Annotated in this window: 22 protein-coding genes; 9 read left to right on the forward strand and 13 right to left on the reverse strand. The window is 69.9% G+C overall.

Annotated features, from left to right (window positions below):
- Positions 1-54 precede the first annotated feature (54 nt).
- Together Q7X29_RS24170 and Q7X29_RS24175 are read right to left on the reverse strand one after the other, a co-directional pair.
- Complete coding sequence (locus tag Q7X29_RS24170; protein ID WP_316575471.1) at positions 55-1,419, reverse strand: class I SAM-dependent RNA methyltransferase; 1,365 nt, start codon at positions 1,417-1,419, stop codon at positions 55-57.
- Positions 1,416-3,413, reverse strand: coding sequence for an APC family permease (locus Q7X29_RS24175; protein WP_218716951.1), 1,998 nt, complete (start codon positions 3,411-3,413; stop codon positions 1,416-1,418). Before Q7X29_RS24175 ends, Q7X29_RS24170 begins: the two co-directional genes overlap by 4 nt.
- A 173-nt stretch (positions 3,414-3,586) precedes the next feature.
- On the opposite strand from Q7X29_RS24175, the gene Q7X29_RS24180 reads away from it, so the two are divergent.
- Positions 3,587-4,252: a potassium channel family protein gene (locus Q7X29_RS24180; protein WP_218716950.1), complete on the forward strand. Its 666-nt coding sequence runs from the start codon at positions 3,587-3,589 to the stop codon at positions 4,250-4,252.
- 5 nt (positions 4,253-4,257) lie between these two features.
- Entirely contained in the window at positions 4,258-4,929 is a 672-nt protein-coding gene (locus tag Q7X29_RS24185) for a potassium channel family protein (protein WP_316575472.1), read from the forward strand.
- 38 nt (positions 4,930-4,967) lie between these two features.
- Here the strand turns inward: Q7X29_RS24185 and Q7X29_RS24190 are convergent, their stop codons facing one another.
- The 3 genes from Q7X29_RS24190 to Q7X29_RS24200 all read right to left on the reverse strand — a co-directional run bounded on the left by Q7X29_RS24190 (position 4,968) and on the right by Q7X29_RS24200 (position 6,864).
- On the reverse strand, positions 4,968-5,588 hold the full coding sequence (locus tag Q7X29_RS24190) for a sigma-70 family RNA polymerase sigma factor (protein WP_218716948.1): 621 nt from the start codon (positions 5,586-5,588) through the stop codon (positions 4,968-4,970).
- Between the two features lie 127 nt (positions 5,589-5,715).
- A complete protein-coding gene (locus tag Q7X29_RS24195; RefSeq protein WP_218716947.1) occupies positions 5,716-6,453 on the reverse strand; it encodes a DUF3159 domain-containing protein in 738 nt (245 codons plus the stop codon).
- 3 nt (positions 6,454-6,456) lie between these two features.
- Positions 6,457-6,864, reverse strand: a complete 408-nt coding sequence (locus Q7X29_RS24200) for an OB-fold nucleic acid binding domain-containing protein (protein WP_019047972.1) — start codon at positions 6,862-6,864, stop codon at positions 6,457-6,459.
- Positions 6,865-6,938: 74 nt separating this feature from the next.
- Between Q7X29_RS24200 and Q7X29_RS24205 the strand changes: the two genes are divergently transcribed.
- Positions 6,939-7,667 (forward strand): alpha/beta fold hydrolase, encoded by a 729-nt coding sequence (locus Q7X29_RS24205; RefSeq protein ID WP_316575473.1) that lies wholly within the window; start codon positions 6,939-6,941, stop codon positions 7,665-7,667.
- Between the two features lie 100 nt (positions 7,668-7,767).
- Here the strand turns inward: Q7X29_RS24205 and Q7X29_RS24210 are convergent, their stop codons facing one another.
- A complete protein-coding gene (locus tag Q7X29_RS24210; protein ID WP_449411957.1) occupies positions 7,768-8,673 on the reverse strand; it encodes a DUF3710 domain-containing protein in 906 nt (301 codons plus the stop codon).
- Positions 8,674-8,678: 5 nt separating this feature from the next.
- Positions 8,679-9,149 (reverse strand): dUTP diphosphatase, encoded by a 471-nt coding sequence (gene dut, locus Q7X29_RS24215; protein WP_218716944.1) that lies wholly within the window; start codon positions 9,147-9,149, stop codon positions 8,679-8,681.
- Positions 9,150-9,221: 72 nt separating this feature from the next.
- Between dut and Q7X29_RS24220 the strand changes: the two genes are divergently transcribed.
- Complete coding sequence (locus tag Q7X29_RS24220) at positions 9,222-9,758, forward strand: DUF3093 domain-containing protein (RefSeq protein WP_218716943.1); 537 nt, start codon at positions 9,222-9,224, stop codon at positions 9,756-9,758.
- Positions 9,759-9,772: 14 nt separating this feature from the next.
- Here the strand turns inward: Q7X29_RS24220 and Q7X29_RS24225 are convergent, their stop codons facing one another.
- Positions 9,773-10,075 carry a DUF4193 domain-containing protein gene (locus tag Q7X29_RS24225; RefSeq protein ID WP_218716942.1) on the reverse strand — a complete coding sequence of 101 codons (303 nt, stop codon included), beginning with the start codon at positions 10,073-10,075 and terminating at the stop codon, positions 9,773-9,775.
- A gap of 374 nt (positions 10,076-10,449) precedes the next feature.
- On the opposite strand from Q7X29_RS24225, the gene cei reads away from it, so the two are divergent.
- Positions 10,450-11,133 (forward strand): envelope integrity protein Cei, encoded by a 684-nt coding sequence (gene cei / locus Q7X29_RS24230; protein WP_218716941.1) that lies wholly within the window; start codon positions 10,450-10,452, stop codon positions 11,131-11,133.
- Between the two features lie 44 nt (positions 11,134-11,177).
- Here cei and Q7X29_RS24235 read toward each other — a convergent pair whose 3' ends face one another.
- Positions 11,178-12,074, reverse strand: coding sequence for an inositol monophosphatase family protein (locus tag Q7X29_RS24235; protein WP_316575475.1), 897 nt, complete (start codon positions 12,072-12,074; stop codon positions 11,178-11,180).
- A 96-nt stretch (positions 12,075-12,170) separates the two neighbouring features.
- Between Q7X29_RS24235 and ppgK the strand changes: the two genes are divergently transcribed.
- From ppgK to Q7X29_RS24250, 3 genes are all read left to right on the forward strand, one after another.
- On the forward strand, positions 12,171-12,929 hold the full coding sequence (ppgK, locus tag Q7X29_RS24240) for a polyphosphate--glucose phosphotransferase (protein ID WP_218716939.1): 759 nt from the start codon (positions 12,171-12,173) through the stop codon (positions 12,927-12,929).
- 244 nt (positions 12,930-13,173) lie between these two features.
- Positions 13,174-14,541 carry an RNA polymerase sigma factor gene (locus tag Q7X29_RS24245; RefSeq protein WP_218716938.1) on the forward strand — a complete coding sequence of 456 codons (1,368 nt, stop codon included), beginning with the start codon at positions 13,174-13,176 and terminating at the stop codon, positions 14,539-14,541.
- 244 nt (positions 14,542-14,785) lie between these two features.
- Positions 14,786-15,676 carry an MHYT domain-containing protein gene (locus Q7X29_RS24250; protein ID WP_218716937.1) on the forward strand — a complete coding sequence of 297 codons (891 nt, stop codon included), beginning with the start codon at positions 14,786-14,788 and terminating at the stop codon, positions 15,674-15,676.
- Here Q7X29_RS24250 and Q7X29_RS24255 read toward each other — a convergent pair whose 3' ends face one another.
- The 3 genes from Q7X29_RS24255 to Q7X29_RS24265 are packed head-to-tail and all read right to left on the reverse strand — an operon-like array spanning position 15,677 to position 17,752.
- Positions 15,677-16,855 (reverse strand): cation:proton antiporter, encoded by a 1,179-nt coding sequence (locus Q7X29_RS24255; RefSeq protein ID WP_316575476.1) that lies wholly within the window; start codon positions 16,853-16,855, stop codon positions 15,677-15,679.
- A gap of 5 nt (positions 16,856-16,860) precedes the next feature.
- Entirely contained in the window at positions 16,861-17,343 is a 483-nt protein-coding gene (locus Q7X29_RS24260) for a cation:proton antiporter regulatory subunit (RefSeq protein ID WP_218716935.1), read from the reverse strand.
- A 37-nt stretch (positions 17,344-17,380) separates the two neighbouring features.
- Entirely contained in the window at positions 17,381-17,752 is a 372-nt protein-coding gene (locus tag Q7X29_RS24265; RefSeq protein ID WP_218716934.1) for a DUF952 domain-containing protein, read from the reverse strand.
- Between the two features lie 401 nt (positions 17,753-18,153).
- On the opposite strand from Q7X29_RS24265, the gene Q7X29_RS24270 reads away from it, so the two are divergent.
- Positions 18,154-18,348 (forward strand): DUF7455 domain-containing protein, encoded by a 195-nt coding sequence (locus Q7X29_RS24270; RefSeq protein WP_029903635.1) that lies wholly within the window; start codon positions 18,154-18,156, stop codon positions 18,346-18,348.
- Between the two features lie 93 nt (positions 18,349-18,441).
- Here Q7X29_RS24270 and Q7X29_RS24275 read toward each other — a convergent pair whose 3' ends face one another.
- Complete coding sequence (locus tag Q7X29_RS24275) at positions 18,442-19,200, reverse strand: TetR/AcrR family transcriptional regulator (RefSeq protein ID WP_218716933.1); 759 nt, start codon at positions 19,198-19,200, stop codon at positions 18,442-18,444.
- Positions 19,201-19,295: the final 95 nt, after the last annotated feature.

A 19,295-nucleotide genomic window follows, 5' to 3' on the forward strand; every position in this document is an offset into this window, starting at 1 on the left:
CGACGTCCCGCACCGGTCGATGCCGGGTGGTCCGGCGGCCCGAACCGTCCTCGCTCAGCGGTCGAGCAGGGCGACGCATTCGACGTGGTGGGTCGCCGGGAACGCGTCGAAAGCGCGCAGGTCGGCGAGGTGATAGCCCGCGTCGAGATACAGCCCGAGGTCGCGGGCGAAAGACGCCGGGTCGCACCCGATGTGGACGATCCGGCGCGGATCGGCGTCGGTGACCGCGGCCACGACCTCCTTGCCCGCACCGGCCCGCGGCGGATCGAGCACCACGACATCGGGGCCGTCGCCGTCGGCGTGGGCACGCACCCAGCGTTCGACACGGTCGGCGCGCAGGTCCAGCCAGGGCAGATCACGCAGCGCGGCGGTGCCGTCGGCGACGGCCGAGCGCGCCGATTCGACGGCGGCGACCGCACCGGTCTGGCCGGTCTGCTCGGCCAGCCGCGCCGCGAACACGCCGACGCCGGCGTAGAGATCCCAGCCCGAACCGCCGGGAGCCAGCCCCGACCACTGCGCGACGAGGTCCGAATAGCATTGCGCGGCACCGCGATGCGCCTGCCAGAAGCCGGTGGCCGCCAATTCCCAGCGCCGGCCCGCCACGTACTCCACGGCTCGGCCGGTGCCCGCCATCACCCATTCCTCGCGGGGGGCGTTGGTGGCCGACTTGCGCGCGGCGGCCCGGTCGCGGATCGCGCCGCGCTCGTCACCGGGGCCGCCGGACTCCCGGCGGCGGGTGGGCCGCTGACCACGGCCACGGCCCGCGCCGCGCGGGGTCGACGGACGACCGCCCGGCTGCACGGTGTCGGGCACCGCCGCCAGTTCCACGATGTGGCGCACACCGTCACCGTCGACGGCGACGACCAGGTCCGAGCCCGGTGTCCAGAGCCGGTCGGCGACACCGTCGAGCGCCCCGGCCACCGGCTGCGGGCAGCGCAGATCCGGGATCACCGCGGTGCTGCGGAAACGGTGGACCCCGGCCCGGCCCGCGTCGTCGACGACCAGCCGCACGCGGGTGCGCCAGCCGCCGGTGGCCTCGCCGGAGTCACCGGCGATCGGCTCGACGGTCACCTCCCGGTCCACCCCGGCCAGCCTGCGCAGCTGCTCGGCCACCACCGTGGCCTTGAGCGCGCGCTGCGCGGCGGGAGTGGCGAAGGAGAAATCACAGCAACCCGCGCCGCCCGGCCCGGACACCGGGCAGGTGGCCGGCACCCGATCGGGCGACGCCTCGACGATCTCGACCGCATCGGCCCGGCAGAACGACCCGCCCCGGTCCTCGGTGACCCGCGCCCGCACCAGTTCGCCCGGCAGTCCGTGGCGCACGAACACCACGCGCCCCTCGTGCCTGCCGACGCAGAATCCGCCGTGCCCGGGCGGCCCGAGCCGGATCTGGAATTCCTGTCCGCGCCAATCGCTCATCGACGACGGCCCGGCTCTTCGAAACCACGGCGCACCGATCCCGGCGCGTTCCCCTCGGCGGCCTGCTTGGCCCGCGTGGAGGAACTGAGCTGCCACGGCACGCTGGTGACCATCACGCCCGGCTCGAACAGCAGCCTGCCCTTGAGCCGCAACGCGGACTGGTTGTGCAGCACCTGCTCCCACCAGTGACCGACGACGTACTCGGGGATGAACACGGTGACGACATCGCGCGGCGCGTCCTTGCGGACCCGCTTGACGTAGTCCAGCACCGGCTTGGTGATCTCGCGATAAGGCGATTCGATCACCTTCAGCGGCACGTTGATCTCGCTGTTCTCCCACTCGCGCACGAGCCTGCGGGTATCGGCGTCGTCGACGTTGACGGTGATCGCCTCGAGCGTGTCCGGGCGGGTCGCGCGGGCGTAGGCCAGCGCGCGCCGGGTCGGCAGGTGCAGTTTGGAGACCAGCACGATGGAGTGGGTGCGGCTGGGCAGCACCCCGTCCCAATCGGATTCGTCGAGTTCGCGCGAGACCGAGTCGTAGTGGCGGTGGATGAGCTTCATCACGACGAAGATCGCCACCATCGTGATGATCGCGATGTAGGCGCCGGCGAAGAACTTGGTGATCAGCACGATCACCAGCACGGTGCCGGTCGCGGTGAGGCCGATGGCGTTGATCACCCTGGACCGCTTCATCTTCGACCGCTGCGCCGGATCGGTCTCGGTGCGCAGCAGGCGCGTCCAGTGCCGCAGCATGCCGGTCTGGCTCAGCACGAACGAGACGAACACCCCGACGATGTAGAGCTGGATGAGCTTGGTCACCTCGGCGCCGAACAGCACGACGAACGCGATCGCGGCGCCGGACAGGAACAGGATGCCGTTGGAGAAGGCCAGCCGGTCGCCACGGGTGTGCAGCTGACGCGGCAGGTAGCGGTCCTGGGCGAGAATCGAGCCCAGCACCGGGAAACCGTTGAACGCGGTGTTGGCGGCCAGCACCAGGATCAGCGCGGTGACGATGGTGATGAAGAAGAAGCCGATCGGGAAGCCGTGGAAGACGGTCTCGGCGATCTGGGCGATCAGCGTCTTCTGCTGGTAGTCGGCGGGTGCGCCGACCAGGTTCGTGGTGTCGTGGGCGTAGACGACGCCGATCTTCTGCGCCAGGATGATGATCCCCATCAGCAGCACGATCGCGATGGTGCCCAGCATGAGCAGCGTGGTCGCGGCATTGCGCGACTTGGGCTTGCGGAACGCGGGCACGCCGTTGCTGATCGCCTCGACACCGGTCAGCGCCGCGCAGCCGGAGGAGAAGGCACGGGCGATGAGGAAGGCGAAGGCCAGACCGTAGAGATGCTCGTCCTCGGCATTGAGCCCGAAACCGGCCGATTCGGCTTCGAGGTCGTCACCGAGCACGAAGATCTGGAACAGCCCCCAGCCCAGCATGACGAACATGCCGACGATGAAGGCATAGGTCGGGATCGCGAACGCCGTACCGGATTCGCGGATGCCGCGCAGGTTGATCGCGGTGAGGATCGCGATCGCCACCACGGCGAACAGCACCTTGTGGGTCGCGACGAACGGGATGGCCGAGCCGATGTTGGAGGCCGCCGAGGAGATCGACACGGCCACCGTGAGCACGTAGTCGACCAGCAGCGCGCTGCCGACGGTCAAACCGGCGTTGGGGCCCAGGTTCTTCGTCGCGACCTCGTAGTCACCGCCGCCGGAGGGATAGGCGTGCACGTTCTGCCGGTAACTGGCGACCACCACGGCCATCACGAACGCGACGGCCAGACCGACCCAAGGCGCGTACAGATAGGCCGAGATGCCCGCGGCCGACAGCACCAGGAAGATCTCCTCCGGCGCGTAGGCCACCGACGACATCGCGTCGGAGGCGAACACCGGCAGCGCGATACGTTTGGGCAACAGCGTGTGGCCGAGCGAATCGCTGCGGAACGGCCTGCCGAGCAGCAATCGCTTGGCTGCCGTCGTCAACTTGGACACCGGGCTGAGCATAGAGGAGAACACCCGCGGCTTCGCGCGCACGTCGGCGCCACACCGGCCCGGTGTCGTGATTGTTTGTGCCGCGTCGCCCGGGGGAAAATGGGCGATGGGAGCATTCGGCGGGTACGGTCCAAGCCGAATGCCACGGGGTTGGCCAGGAACGAGGGTGCGCGGTGTACGTAGTGATCATGGGGTGCGGACGGGTCGGCTCGTCGCTGGCGCGCGCTCTGGTCCGGGTGGGACACGAGGTCACGGTGATCGACCGCGATCCCAGCGCGTTCCGCCGGCTGGGTGAGGGGTTCACCGGGCAGGAAGTAGTCGGCGTCGGCTTCGACCGGGATGTGCTGACCCGCGCGGGAATCGAACGCGCCGACGCCTTCGCCGCCGTGTCCTCGGGTGACAATTCCAACATCATCTCGGCCCGGGTGGCCAGAGAGATGTTCGGCGTGGAGCGGGTCGTCGCCCGGATCTACGACGCCAAGCGCGCCGAGGTCTACGAGCGGCTCGGCATTCCGACCATCGCGACCGTCCCGTGGACCACCGACCGTTTCCTGCGCACGCTCATCGGCGACAACTCGACCACCACCTGGCGCGACCCCACGGGCGCGGTGGCTGTCACGCAACTCACCCTGCACGAGGACTGGTCCGGCCGTACGGTGCGCGATCTGGAACGCGAGCTCGGAGTGCGCGTGGCGTTCATCCTGCGTTTCGGCCAGGGCCTGCTGCCCGAGTCCAAGACCATCGTCCAGGCCGACGATGTGGTCTACGTCGCGGCGACCTCCGGCAGTGTCGGTGAGGCGGTCGCCCTGGCCGCCAAGGCTCCCACAAGCGAGGACTGAACAACATGAAGGTGGCCATCGCCGGAGCGGGCGCCGTCGGGCGCTCGATCGCCAGGGAACTGCTACGCGGCGGGCATCGGGTGATGCTGCTGGAACGTCAGCTCGACCACATCGATCCGCCCGCCATCCCGGATGCCGTCTGGGTGCACGCCGACGCCTGCGAGCTGTCGCTGCTGGAGAACGCGGGACTCGAGACCTACGAGGTCGTCATCGCCGCCACCGGCGACGACAAGGCGAATCTGGTGCACAGCCTGCTGGCCAAGACCGAGTTCGGCGTGCGCCGGGTGGTGGCGCGGGTCAACGATCCGCGCAACGAATGGCTGTTCAACGAGTCGTGGGGCGTCGACGTGGCGGTCTCGACGCCGCGGCTGCTCGCCTCGCTCGTCGAGGAAGCGGTGTCGGTGGGTGATCTGGTGCGGCTGATGACGCTGCGGCAGGGTCAGGCCAATCTGGTCGAGATCACCCTGCCCGCCGACACCCAGCTCGCGGGCAAACCGGTCCGCAGCCTGGTCATGCCGCGCGACACCGCGCTGGTGACCATCCTGCGCGGCGGCCGGGTGATCGTGCCCCAGCCCGACGACCCGTTCGAAGGCGAGGACGAACTGCTGTTCGTCACCTCGGTGGAAGCCGAAGAGGACCTGCGTCTCACCCTGGCCACCCACGGCATCAAACCGTAACCCTCCGATACGGTTTTCGGCGCGCGGGTGGCGCCGGATCAGGCGACCTTCAGCTCCGCGCGCAGCTTGTTGAGCGCGCGGTGCTGCATCACCCGCACGACGCCGGGGCTGGTGCCGATGGCCTCGGCGGTCTGGGCCGCGCTCCAGCCGAGCACGATCCGCATCACCAGCACCTCGCGGTGGTTCGGCGCCAGCACCTGCATGAGATCCCGGGTGGCCGCGCGCCGCTCCAGCGCCAGCGCCCACTCCTCCGGGCCCGCCGCGCCGCACGCCGCGTCGGGCAGCTCGGCCATCGGGTACGCGGTGTGCTTGGCCCGGCGGAAAGCGTCGGAGACCTTGTTGGCGGCGATCCCGTAGACGAAGGCCAGGAACGATTTGCCCTGGTCGCGGTAGCGCGGGATGGCGGTGACGGTGGCCATCAGCACTTCCTGGGTGACATCGTCGGCGGTGACGGTCAGATGCCCGGTGGCACCCATCCGGGCCGAGCAGTACCGGCGGACCAGCGGGTGCACCAGGCGCACGATCTCGGCGACGGCGTCGCGGTCACCGGCCGCGGCGGGCCCGATCAGCGCGTCCAGCTCGGCTCCGATGCGCTTGCTCTCCGACAGCACGGAGGCGTTCGACTTCTTCGATGCGCCGGGGCGGTGCTCGGTAGCCATCATGGTCGCCGGTCCTTTCACGATCACTGCGTTTTTCGGTACGCATTGATCGTGCGACGAACTCGACGGTGCTACCAGGCACCCCAGGGTGGGTACTTCCCCACCTCCGGCGGCGGTCCGGCCACCCTCAGGCGTGAGTGGAATCCGTTCCGGCGCCGGATTTCTCGACCGGCAGGTGGCCGGCCCGGCGCACCGCCCACACGGTGACCACCAGCGCCACCGCCGTCAGCGGCCAGCCCATGCCGATCCTGGCCACGGCCAGCCAGGTGGTGTGATCGGTGTCGTAGAGCTGGGACTGCACCAGATAGCGGGCGCCGAAGACGACCACCCACACGACGGTGGCCAGGTCGTAGAGCCTGCGGATGCGCCGGTCCGCGCGCCAGCCGGTGCCGTGCCCGTTCAGAGCGCCCCAGATCACGCCGACCAGCGGCCAGCGGAACAGGATCGACAGTGCGAACACGCCGCCGTAGACCAGGCTGGTGTAGATGCCGAACAGGAAGAAGCCCTTGGCCTCGCCCATCCGGTAGGCGATGAACGCGCACACACCGACACCGAGGAACCCGGAGATCGCGGGCTGCACGGGGCTGCGCTTGTACAACCGCCACCCCAGGACGCCCGCGGCGACGCCGAGAGCGGCCCAGATGGCCGCGGTGAGGCCGGCGAAGGTGTTCACCGGGACGAACACCAGCACGGGCAGGGTGGAGTAGATCAGGCCGCTGATGCCACCGAGCTGCTCGAGCAGCGTCTGCTCGGCCTGCTCGACCTCGGCGTCCACCGCGGGGTCGACCGGCTCATCGGTCGCCACGGGCAGTGCCACGGTGGGCTCGGGGTCCGCCTCGATGCGGTACTCGTCGCTGGAGGGCATACGTCAGCTGTTCCCGCGCAATTCGTAGTAGGGGTTGAAGATCACCTTGCGGCCGTCGCGGTCGCCCACGCGGCCACGGACCAGGATCCGCCTGCCCGGTTCGATGCCCGGAATGCGCCTGCGGCCGATCCAGACCAGGGTGATCGCGTCGGTGCCGTCGAAGAACTCGGCCTGTACGGTCGCGCCCGCGGCTTTGGGACACGCCTCGACGCTGCGGAGCCTGCCCAGGATGGTGGCTTCCTCACCGCGACAACAGTCCACCGCGCGCCGGGCACCGGAGGCGTCGGCCGTCTCCGCCAGTTCCTCGGCGTCGAGCTGGTCGATATCGGCGGTCAAGCGGCGCCCGAGTCGACGAAAGTATCCCGAGTCCGGACCCGATCCCGACTTGTGTCCGCCCGTGGATGACGACATGGCACGCTTCTCCCGCTAGTTGGCCGTACACCGCCACTGTAGATGGGCAAACGATCGGCCGCTACGCTCGGTCCGTGTTGCGCATCCCATCCCAGGTCACCGTGGTCGCCCTGCCCGGAACCGGTTCCGACGCCGATTTCGCCGCCCGCGCGTTCGGGCCGGCCGCAGCCGCGCACGGACTGCCATTCCTCGCCGTCGAACCGGACCCCCAGGCCGTGATCGCGAGCTGTACCGCTGCTTTGGCGGCCGCCGCAGCGCGCGGCCCCGTCCTGGCCGCGGGGATCTCCCTCGGCGCCGCGATCGCGCTCGACTGGGCAGCCGGGCACTCGACCGCGGTGGTCGGTGTCATTACGGCATTACCCGCCTGGACGGGTCCCGAAACCGCTGCCTGCCCGGCCGCGCTGAGCGCCTCGGTTACCGCCGAGCAACTCCGCGCCGACGGCCTGGACGCGGTGATCGAGCGGATGCGCGCCTCCAGTCCGGCCTGGCTGGCCGACGCGCTCACCCAATCCTGGCGCGGTCAGTGGCCGCACCTGCCGCGGGCGCTCGACGAGGCGGCGGCCTACGCCTGGCCGACAGTCGAGCGGCTGGCGGGCACCACCGTGCCGGTGGCCGTGGTCGGCGCGAGCGACGACCCGGTGCATCCGATCGCCGTCGCCGAGCAGTGGGCCGCGACACTGCCGCAGGCGCGGCTGCGCCGGGTGACCCTCGCCGAGCTGGGCGCCGATCCGGCGGTGCTGGGTTCGGCGGGATTCGCCGAACTGGCAGCGCTGCACGCCGATTCGACCCCCGCCCGCGCCTAGACCGAGACCACGCCGAGCGAGTCCGGCGACTGCCCCGACCTCCCGCGACACCGCCGGTTCGCCCGCGCAGCCACGGACACCGGCTGTGCGCGTTCGGTTCTCAGTTCAGGCCGAGCTGCTGCATGGCCGATCCGTCGGCGCCACGACGCGGCTCGTCGGGCATCTTCGGCGGCAGCGCCGACGTCGGCGCCGCCTGCGCCGCGGCGGCCTGCGCCGCCAGCGCCTGCTGCTGGGCGAGCACCTGCTGCTGATGGGCGGCGGCCAGCTGTTCGGCCAGCTCCTGCGGCAGCACCACCGGGAGCGGATCACGCACCGGCAGCGGCTCGTCACCGCGCCGCACCACGGCGTCGGCCAGGACGGCACGGGCCGCGGTGATCAGCGGACTGCGCTCGTCGACCGCGCCGGACGGGCCCGCGGCGACCAGGCGGATCATCCAGCGCGGACCGTCGACGCCGATGAAGCGCAGGTCGGCGCCCTCGGTGATGGCCTTGACCTCGCGGCCCCACGGCCCCTTCTCCACGGCGACGCTCGCGCCGTCGCCGCGCAGCGATTCGGCCAGATCGGCGGCGACCGTACGCCACTGGCCCGCCGACTTGGGCGCCGCGTAGGCGGCGACGGTGAGCCTGCCGTGCTCGGTGGCCAGGTGCACCGCCTGCGGGGTGCCGTCGGGGCTCATCTCGACCTGGAGCTGCCCGCCGTCGGGCACGGGGATGACCACCGAGCCCAGATCGAGACGGCGCGCGACCATCTCGTCGGTGACCTCGCTGATGTCGTACGGACCGGCCGCGGCGTCCGGCTCGTGGTCGAAGTTGCCGTAGATGCGCTCGTCGGTCGGGGCGTCGTCGAAGTCCAGGTGCGCGAAATCGGGGCGCTGGAATTCGTCGGTGTCGTACTCGTCCTCGAACTCGTCGAAGCCGTCGGCATCGGTGTAGTCGTCGGCCTCGGCGTACTCCGCCTCGTCGTAGGCCGCGTCCGCCCGCGGTGCGCGCTTCTTCTTCCCGAACAGACCCATTACGCCTCCTCGCCGGCCAGGCTGGCATGCCCGCCGCTCGACCCGTATCCGCCGGTACCGCGGGCGGTCTCGTCGAGATCGTCGACCTCGGCGAAATCGACCAGCTCGACCCGCTGCACCAGCAATTGCGCGATGCGATCGCCGCGCCGCAGCTCGATGGCCGTACGCGGATCGTGGTTGATCAGGCACACCTTGATCTCACCGCGATAGCCCGCGTCGACCGTGCCGGGGGTGTTGACCACCGACAAGCCGGCCTTGGCGGCCAGGCCGGACCGGGGATGGATCAACCCGACCGTGCCGACGGGCAGCGCGATCGCGATCCCGGTGCCGACCAGCACCCGCTCGCCCGGTTCGATGATCACGTCCTCGGTGGTACACAGATCGACGCCCGCGTCACCCGGATGGGCACGCGTCGGCACAGGGATGCCGGGATCGAGCCGCCGCAGCGGAATCGGTGCAAGTGCGTTCACATCGGTCGAGCCTACGCGGTCGGCGCCGGACCTTCTCGTCGCCGCCCTGGTGCGGTGACCTAGTGTTGAGGGGTGCCCGACCAGCCCCATTCGCCGACCACCGACCCCGCCGCCACCGAGCGCTCAGCGTCCTCGGGACACGGTGTCTCGCCCTACCGCGAACGCCTGTGGGTGCCGCTGTGGTGGTGGCCGATCGGATTCGCCATCGCGGGCCTGCTGGCCGCCGAGATCCACATGGGCGCGCCCGGCGTGCGGGCGTGGTTACCCTACGTGCTGCTGGCGCCGATCCCGGTCTGGATCCTGCTGTGGATGTCGCGGCACCGCCTGGAGGTCACCGTCGCGCCCGACGGTACGGCGGAACTGCGCGTCGACCGCGCCCACCTGCCGGTGAGCTTCGTCGCGCGCGCCGCGGCCGTCGCACCGACGGCCAAGAGTGCGGCGCTGGGCCGACAGCTCGACCCCGCCGCGTATGTACAGCACCGGGCGTGGATCGGCCCGATGGCGCTGCTCGTACTCGACGACCCGGACGACCCGACGCCGTACTGGTTGGTCAGTACGCGCAGGCCGGACCGGGTCTTGGCCGCGCTCGGACTCCCGAGCGCGGGCTGACCCGTCGCGTCGCGCTAGGCGGCGCAGTCCATGCAGATCAGCTGGCCGCCCTTCTCGCTGGCCAGTCGGCTGCGGTGGTGCACGAGGAAGCAGCTCGAACAGGTGAACTCGTCGGCCTGCTTCGGGACCACCCGAACGCTGAGTACCTCATCGGACAGGTCCGCGCCGGGAAGCTCGAACGATTCCGCCGTATCGGACTCGTCGATGTCCACGACGGCGGACTGCGCCTCGTTGCGGCGGGCCTTCAGCTCCTCGAGCGAATCCTCCGACACTTCGTCGGATTCGGTGCGCCGCGGTGCGTCATAGTCGGTTGCCATGTCGTCTTCCCCTCAGTCCTTACTCCGTATATCCCGGATCAGTTCGATGGCCGTACCCCACTGGGGTCCGGCGTTCGTACCGCCCCGCCGGTGGTGCACCTCACACGTACACCGGCCGCCTATCAGGGTCGATCGAGGATCGATGACTCCGACAGCGTTCGGTTAACGCAGGACATGCCCTTGTTGTTCCCGCGACCGACCACCGTTTCACCGGTGATTATTCGATCTGGGCGGCCAGACAATAGCGGACCTACGGACAAATGTCGCAATCAAAACCCGGCCGAGTCGAAACCGACGACGAATCTTCACCTGGCGGGAAACTCGCCGAGACCTCCCGCACTCGCGCATCGCCGCCGGACTCGTAGAGTGAGCGCGTGGTTTCACTGATCACCGAAGGCAGCGCGACCGATCGCGACGGCAAACCCTTCCCGCGACGGCGGCCCGAGCTGTGGCTCGCGCTCGTCCTCGTGCTGGCCCTGGTGAGCCTGTTCGTCTGGATCACGGCGTTTCGGACCCATGACGACAGCAACGAGCCGATGGCGTGCAACGCACCGAGCACCCCGACGGCCACCAACGCGGCCCAGCCCGCGCCGCTGGGCACCCGGATGGGCCCCTCCCGGCTCGACGACGTCGATCCCGCGGCGCTGTCGGAGTCGAAGGTGCGCGTGTTCAACGCCAACGGCAAGAGCGGTCAGGCCGGTCACATCGCGGCCGCGCTGGGCGACCTCGGGTTCGCGGGCGCGCCGGGGACACAGGTCGGTAACGATCCGGTCTATGTCAACGGGGACCTCAACTGCACCGGCCAGATCCGCTACGGCGTCAACGGCAGGCCCGCGGCGGCCTCGGTGCAGCTGGTCGCGCCGTGCGCCGAGCTGATCGAGGATCCGCGCACCGACGACACCGTCGACCTGGTGCTCGGCCTGGCCTTCGGCGAATCGCTGCGTCCCGGCGCCGACGCCGAGGAGGTGCTGCGGTCGCTGAAGAACCTCGCCCCCGGTGCCAGCTCGTCCTCGATCGATCCCGCGCTGCTCGACGCCGCCCGCACCGTCAAGTGCTGAGCTGAGCCACGCGCCGCGGGTCTCTCGCCCGCGGCGCGTGCGCGTCAGTCGGGCAACGCGGTGGTCGCGCCGACGCGGGTGAGCAAGGCGGTCAGTTCGGCCGCGACGCCCGGCGCGGCCACGATCGTCAGCTCCCCCGCCGCGCCATCGACGGTGATGTCGGGAACGCGCACGACCGCACCGGCCTCCGCCGCGATCAGCGCGCCCGCCGCCCAGTCCCACGCGTTGAGGCCGTGCTCGTAGTAGGCGTCGAGTTCGCCGGCCGCGACGTGGCACAGGTCCATGGCCGCCGCGCCGAGCCTGCGGATGTCGCGGACCTCCGGGAGCACCTCGGTCAGGAACTGCGCTTGGCGCGCGCGCCGCTGCCTGCCGTAGGCGAAGCCGGTGCCCACGAGCGCCACCGCCAGCGAATCCTCCTGCGCGCACTCCAGTTTCGTGCGGGTGCCGTCGGCGTGCACGGCGTAGGCGCCTGCCCCGCGCGCGGCGCTGTAGGTGGTTGCCGCGGCCACGTCGACGACCGCGCCGGCGACCGGCGCGCCGTCGCGCACGGCGGCCACCGAGACGGCGTAGCCGGGCAGGCCGTAGAGGAAGTTCACGGTGCCGTCGATCGGGTCGACGACCCAGGTGATCGCGCCCGCCGCGGTCGCGCCGACATCGCCGCCGCCCTCCTCGCCCAGGATCGCGTCGGCGGGCCTGCGCTCGGCCAGCAGCGCGCGGATCAGCTGTTCGGATTCGGTGTCGACGACGGTGACCGGATCGGTGACGTGCCCCTTCGTCGCCACCGCACCCGCGACCGGGCCACCGGCGGCGAATACCTCGGGTCGGCGGGCACGCACGTGCGCGGCCGCCGCCTCGGCGAGTTCGACGGCCAGCAGCCGCAACTCCTCGTGGTCGGCGGCGGTCGGGGCGAGGACGGTCTCGGACACGATGGGTTCGGGCACGACTCCATCGGATCACATGTGGCGGCGGCTCGCGCGCAGGGTGACTACCGCTACTCTTTGTCAGGCACATCGACCGCGTCAGCAAGGGGTTGAACCATGTCCGCTCGGGGGCACGCATTCGGCATCGATATCGGCGGTAGTGGGGTGAAGGGCGCCCTGGTCGACCTGGCCACCGGCACGCTGACCCACGAGCGCCTCAAGATCGCCACGCCACAGCCGTCCACGCCGGATGCCGTCGCCGGCGCGGTGGCCGAACTGGTGGCACTGGCGGACTGGGACGGCCCGGTCGGACTCACCCTGCCCTGCGTGGTGCTCGACGGCCACGCCAGGACCGCCGCCAACATCGACCACGCGTGGATCGGCACCGACGCCCGCGAGCTGTTCTCGAAGGCGCTGGGCGGGCGCGCGGTGACCGTGCTCAACGACGCCGACGCCGCCGGGCTGGCCGAGGACAGCTACGGCGCCGCCCGTGAGCTCGACGGGCTGACGCTGCTGCTGACCTTCGGCACCGGGATCGGCTCGGCGCTGATGTACAACGGCACCCTGGTGCCCAACTCCGAGCTCGGCCATCTGGTGGTCGGCGGTGACGAGGCCGAGCATCTGGCCGCGGCGTCGATCAAGGACCGCGAGGAGCTCACCTACCCGCAGTGGGCCGAGCGGGTGAGTACGGTGCTGCGGCACCTCGAGGACCTGTTCTGGCCGAAGGTCATCGTGGCGGGCGGCGGCATCAGCCGTGATCACGAACAGTGGATCCCGTTGCTCACCAACCGAACTCCGGTGATTCCGGCCGTGTTGAAGAACACGGCGGGTATCGTCGGCGCGGCCATGGCCATCGACAAGGGCATCGCGCCGTAGCCCGGCGCGGAGGTCGGCGCAACGCCTGGGTGGCATCGTGCCATGAGTACCCTGGTTGGATCGTTACAATGGAACACGTCCGGCGGTGAGCCGGTGAAACCTTCCGGCCGCGGCCGGTCGCGAGAAGACCGGTGAACAGACCGGCTCCACCCGACCGACGCACCGCCGGTGCAACCCGACCGACCGCTCCGCCGGAAAACCACTCTGGCGTGACGCCGCACGAGACCGTCACGAAAGGGCGTACGTGGTAGCCACGAATACCCGTCAGACCGCCGACTCGGCCGACGCCGACGCCGACGCCACCACTCCGGCCAAGAAGGCTCCGGCCAAGAAGGCCGCTGCCAAGAAGGCCCCGGCGAAGAAGGCCGTCGCCAAGAAGGCTCCGGCCAAGAAGGCTGCCGCCAAGAAGGCGCCCGCCAAGAAGACCGCCGCCAAGAAGGCGACGTCGGCCGAAGGTGGCGAGGAGCAGCTCGACGACGAGTCGATCGAGCTCGACGATCTCGGCGACCTCGAGGTCTCCGAGGACGAGCTCACCGACGGTGACGCCCTGGTCGAAGAGGTGGCCGAGGACACCGCCGAGGAGACCGAGACCGAGGAGCCGTCCGAGAAGGACAAGGCTTCCGGCGATTTCGTCTGGGACGAGGAGGAGTCCGAAGCGCTGCGTCAGGCGCGCAAGGACGCCGAGCTCACCGCCTCCGCCGACTCCGTGCGCGCCTACCTCAAGCAGATCGGCAAGGTCGCGCTGCTCAACGCGGAGGAGGAGGTCGAACTCGCCAAGCGGATCGAGGCGGGCCTGTTCGCCGCGGAGAAGATGCGCGAGTTCGCCGAGGCGGGCGAGAAGCTGTCGGTGACCACCCGCCGCGACTTCAACTGGATCGTGCGCGACGGCAACCGGGCCAAGAACCACCTGCTCGAGGCCAACCTCCGGCTGGTGGTCTCGCTGGCCAAGCGCTACACCGGTCGCGGCATGGCGTTCCTGGACCTGATCCAGGAGGGCAACCTCGGCCTGATCCGCGCGGTCGAAAAGTTCGACTACACCAAGGGTTACAAGTTCTCGACCTATGCGACGTGGTGGATCCGTCAGGCCATCACCCGCGCCATGGCCGACCAGGCCCGCACCATCCGTATCCCGGTGCACATGGTCGAGGTCATCAACAAGCTCGGCCGCATCCAGCGCGAGCTGCTCCAGGACCTGGGCCGTGAGCCCACGCCGGAGGAGCTGGCCAAGGAAATGGACATCACGCCGGAGAAGGTGCTGGAGATCCAGCAGTACGCGCGTGAGCCGATCTCGCTGGACCAGACCATCGGCGACGAGGGCGACAGCCAGCTGGGTGACTTCATCGAGGACTCCGAGGCCGTCGTCGCGGTCGACGCGGTGAGCTTCACCCTGCTACAGGATCAGCTGCAGTCGGTGCTGGAGACGCTGTCCGAGCGTGAGGCGGGCGTGGTGCGCTTGCGCTTCGGCCTCACCGACGGCCAGCCGCGCACCCTCGACGAGATCGGCCAGGTCTACGGCGTGACGCGTGAGCGCATCCGTCAGATCGAGTCGAAGACCATGAGCAAGCTGCGCCACCCGAGCCGCTCGCAGGTACTGCGCGACTACCTCGACTAGCGCCGACGACACGAGAGCCCGTGTCCATCTTCGGATGGGCACGGGCTTCTTTATTTCCGAATGCACGTGCCGATCGGTCGGTATTCCCCATGAGCCGAATTCGGTAACCGTTTCGTGATCAAACCCACAGTGACGGATTGCGCTGTGAACGACGTGGATTCGCGATCTTCGCCGTATCGTCACTCCCAGCTTTTCGTTCTACCGCCGGCCGGTCAGCGGTACTGGCATTGAGGGTTTTCGCGGCGTGCTCGACATCTATCACTTCAGCTACGGCTGGATCACTCCCGTTCTCGCGTATTTCATGTCCGTCACCGGGTGCCTGCTCGGCCTGCAGTGCGCGGCCCGCGGCCGCAACGCGGTGGAGGGACGGGTCGGCTGGCTGATCGGCGCCGCGATCGCGATCGGCGGGACCGGCATCTGGGTCATGCATTTCATCGCGATGCTCGGCTTCTCCATCCGCGGCGCGGAGATCCGCTTCGACATTCCGCTGACGCTGTTCAGCGCGATCACCGCGATGGTCGTCGTCGGGATCGGGCTGTTCATGGTCAACAAGCCCCAGCCCACGCTGCGCTCGCTGCTGGCGGGCGGGACGATCACCGGGCTCGGCGTCGGCACCATGCACTACTCCGGTATGTACGCGATGAAGTCGACGGCGACGGTGAGCTACGACGCGAAGTTCGTCACCCTGTCGATGGTGATCGCGGTGGTCGCCTCGATCGTGGCGCTCTGGTTCACCTTGCGCGTCAAGGGTTTCCTCGCGACGGTCGGCGCGGCGGTCATCATGGGCGTCGCGGTCTGCGGCATGCACTACACCGGCATGGCCGCCATGCACGCCCACTCGAACCATCTGGCGGCGCCGCCCGCCGGCTCGGGCGCGATGGACCTGCTGGCCCCGCTGATCGGTGTCAGCAGCATCGTCACCATGCTGGTGCTGATCAGCGTGAGCCTCACCGAGATCGAGAACGAGGAGGCGCTGCCGCGGATGTGGCTGACCTCCCGCCGCCGGCCCCAGCCCCGCCCGCAGCGCGAGGTCACGCCGGTGGCACCGATGCCGCCGCACCCCTACGTGGAGCACCACACCGAGGAACTGGTCTACGACGGCGTCGGCGCCTGGCCGCGCCGGGTCGTGGACTGATCAGCTCGGCGCCAGACCCACACGGCGCCGGGTGAATTCGACGACCGGCTCGACGACCCTGGCCGCGATCGGTCCGAGGATCGCCATCAGCAGCACATAGGCGGAGGCGAGCGCGGCCAGCCGGGGATCGACCTTGCCGTAGGCGACCGCCAGACCGGCGATGACGATGGAGAACTCGCCGCGCGCCACCAGCGCGGCGCCCGCCCGCGCGCGACCCATCCGGCGGATCCCCTGCCTGCTCGCCGCCCACCAGCCGACGCCCACCTTGGTGCCCGCGGTGACCACCGCCAGCGCCACCGCCCAGCCGAACACCGGCGGGATCGCGGCCGGATCGATGGACAGCCCGAAGGCGACGAAGAAGATCGCGGCGAACAGATCGCGCAGCGGCTCGAGCAGTTTGGCCGCCTCGTGCGCGGTGGAGCCCGAGATCGCGATGCCGAGCAGGAACGCGCCGACCGCGGCCGAGACGTTGAGCGCCGAGGCCGCGCCCGCCACCAGCAGCGCGGCGCCGAGCAGTTGCAGCAGGAACACCTCGCGGTCGGCGCTGTCGAGCACCGCCGAGACCACCCGCCCGAACCGCAACGCCACCACCAGCACCACCGAGATGGTCGCCAGCGCGACGGCCAGCGACATCAGCCCACTCAGCAGGCTCAGGCCCGCCAGCATCATGGTCAGGATCGGCAGGTATACCGCCATCGCCAGGTCCTCGAGCACCAGGATCGACAGGACCACGGGAGTCTCGCGGTTACCGAGGCGGCCGAGGTCGTCGAGCACCTTGGCGACGATCCCCGACGACGAGATGTAGGTGACGCCGCCGAGCACCACGGCGCCGGTCACGCCCCAGCCCAGGATCAGCGCCACCGCGGCGCCGGGCAGCGCGTTGGCCACCAGATCCACCAGGCCCGCCGCCCAGGAGCGCCGCAGACCGGTCATCAGCTCGGGGGCGGTGTACTCCAGCCCGAGCAGCAACAGCAGCAGCACGACACCGATCTCACTGGCCAGGTGCCCGAACTCGGTGGCCGCCTCCAACTGCAGGTAACCGCCGCGGCCGAAGGCCAACCCACCCAGCAGGTACAGCGGGATCGGCGACATGCCGAACCGGCCCGCCACCCGCCCGCAGATCCCCAGCGCGAACAAGATCACACCGAGCTCGAGCAGAGCCAGGGCCTGCGAGGTCACGGCGGTCAGCCGTGCGCGAGGATCTTCGCGGCCGCGTCCAGGCCGTCCGGGGTGCCGACGACCACGAGCAAGTCGCCCTCGGTGAAGGTGAAGTCGGGGCCGGGCGACGGGTGCAGCTGACCGGCGCGCATCACCGCGACGATCGAGGTCTTGGTGCGGGTGCGCATCGCGGTCTCACCGAGTGTGCGTCCCGCGTAGGGCGATTCGTCCCCGATCGCGAGCTGCCGGGTGGTGATGCCCGGCAGATCGCGATGGTCGTCGTTGAGTTTGGCGACCAACTGCGGCGCGCCGAGCAGGTTCGCCAGCACCGACGCCTCGTCGGTGGACAGCGGCACCTGAGCCGCGATCGCGTCCGGGTCGTCGGGTTTGGACACGATCAGGTCGATGTCACCGTCGCGGTGGGCGACCACCCCGACGCGGCGCCCCGACTTGACCTCGAAATCCTTGCGCACTCCGATCCCCGGTAGCGCTGTGACGTCGACGTTCACCCCTCCACAGTAGCCGCGCACCCCGCGCCGATGTGGCCTACGCCACTGTGCCGCGCCGGGGCGTATCGAAGCGGCCGTCCGGTCCCGGCAAATACGTGGCGGCCTCGAGCACGGCGGCGACGGGCAGCGGGGCATAAAGATGCGGGAACAACATCGAGGCCGGATCGGTCGGCACGCCCGGCTCCCAGCGCACCTCGCCGGTGAACCGGGCCGGGTCGAGCCACAGCACCACGAGGTCGGTGCGGCCCGCGAAGAGCCGGTTGGCGGGCAGATGGACCTGAGCGGGCGTGGACAGGTGCACGAAGCCGCTCTCCGACAGCGAGGGCGGTCGGCGCTCGCCTGCCCGTTGTGCGTCGTCCCATTCTTGGGAAGTACACAGGTGAACCAGCGTGTGAGTGTCGGACGTCACGGGTAATCTCCGGGTAGACAACAGGATCGGACGTTCACGACCCTGTCACAGGATGATCGGTACGGCGCACTTCGAGGTCGCTCGGGACGTAACGAGCAACACCGCAGCGAGCGACATATCGGTGAGTGACAGGAGCGAGTGGGAGGTGGCAGCGACGGCACCGCGAGTGGTCGGCGAGGGCTCGTGACCACGACCAGCACATGTTCGCTTTCAGCGAAACCGCAGGTCGTGTTATCGAAAACACAAAGATTCACTTCCGGGAACAAAGCCTGAACCCCGAACGTCTGACAAAGTAGTCGTACCCCTGCTGGGAAGTAGCGGACGCGAGCCACGTGGAGTGACCACGGGGCCCACACCTAGGCGAACGGCCACGCAGCGCCGGGAGCCGGGACGGAGGAGTCATGCCAGGAACCCTGACCAGCACCCCACTGACCGCGGTCGATCGTTGCGATCGTTGCGGGGCGGCTGCCCGAGTGCGTGCCGTTCTTCCCGCGGGTGGCGAGTTGCTCTTCTGCCAGCACCACGCGAATGAACACATGGACCGTTTGCGCGAGCTCGAAGCCGTGATCGACACGGAATCCGCTCCCGCTCTCTGACCACTCCTCGCGTCCGAAACAACAACATCTGACAACAGAACACCCGACAGCGGGCGATCCGGAATCCGGACGCCCGCTGTTGCGTGTCCGGGATCAGCCCGCGGCGTCGGCGAGGATGCCGTCGACCAGCGTCGCGACCCCGTAGACGAAGGCACCGTCGGGATCGGCCGGTGCCTGGTAGTGCTCGCCGACGGTGGTGCCGACGCGCCCGGCCAGCGGGAACTCCTCGGCGGGCATCACCTGGGCCAGCAGGGGGCCGTGCACCTGCCACCAGTCCGCGTCGCTGAGCTGGGCCGTCGCGCCCGCCGCCGCGACAGCGAGGCGGGCGTTGCCGGTGGCGAAGTCGGTGAGCACCGCGATCGCGCGGTCCATCGCGAGATCGTCGAGCCCGATGCCCTCGATCGCGGCGAGTTGACGTTCGTAGCGGCGCATCCTGGCCGGGCCGAGGACCTGCCGCCACGGCGAGACCCCCAGCAGCCAGGGATGGGCGATCAGCTCGGACCGGATCCGGGTCGCGACGGCGATCATCCGGTCGCGGATCGGCAGGTCGGCCGGGATCGGCGGGTCGTCGGCGGCGACGGCGTCGACCATGAGCACCAGCAGCGCGTCCTTGCTGGGGACATAGGTGTAGAGGCTCATGGCGCGCAACCCGAGTTCGGCGGCGACCGCGCGGATCGTCAGCTTCTCGATGCCGTCCCGGTCGGCCAGCGCGATGCCCGCGGCGACCACCGCGTCGACCGTGACACCGGGTTTCGGGCCGCGCGCGCCCGGCTTGGCCGGCAGGGCGTGCCGCCACAGCAGTTCGAGGATGCGGGTGGCCTGTGCGGTGGATTCGTCGCCGTCGGTGGGCACGCGCCGTCCTTTCTGGCGGTCGGGAACAAACTCAGTACAGTGTACGTTGTTAGGTCGTTCGTGCTGCCCGATCAGAGGAGACCGCTCTGCCCGCC

The sequence above is a fragment of the Nocardia canadensis genome (assembly GCF_032656385.1).
Classification (GTDB): Bacteria; Actinomycetota; Actinomycetes; order Mycobacteriales; family Mycobacteriaceae; genus Nocardia; species Nocardia canadensis.

Coding starts and splice junctions, on each gene's coding strand:
- Q7X29_RS24170 (WP_316575471.1), bottom strand. CDS start 1,419: ATGAGCGATTGGCGCGGACAGGAATTCCAGATCCGGCTCGGGCCGCCC.
- Q7X29_RS24185 (WP_316575472.1), top strand. CDS start 4,258: ATGAAGGTGGCCATCGCCGGAGCGGGCGCCGTCGGGCGCTCGATCGCC.
- Q7X29_RS24190 (WP_218716948.1), bottom strand. CDS start 5,588: ATGGCTACCGAGCACCGCCCCGGCGCATCGAAGAAGTCGAACGCCTCC.
- Q7X29_RS24195 (WP_218716947.1), bottom strand. CDS start 6,453: ATGCCCTCCAGCGACGAGTACCGCATCGAGGCGGACCCCGAGCCCACC.
- Q7X29_RS24200 (WP_019047972.1), bottom strand. CDS start 6,864: ATGTCGTCATCCACGGGCGGACACAAGTCGGGATCGGGTCCGGACTCG.
- Q7X29_RS24225 (WP_218716942.1), bottom strand. CDS start 10,075: ATGGCAACCGACTATGACGCACCGCGGCGCACCGAATCCGACGAAGTG.
- ppgK (WP_218716939.1), top strand. CDS start 12,171: ATGTCCGCTCGGGGGCACGCATTCGGCATCGATATCGGCGGTAGTGGG.
- Q7X29_RS24270 (WP_029903635.1), top strand. CDS start 18,154: ATGCCAGGAACCCTGACCAGCACCCCACTGACCGCGGTCGATCGTTGC.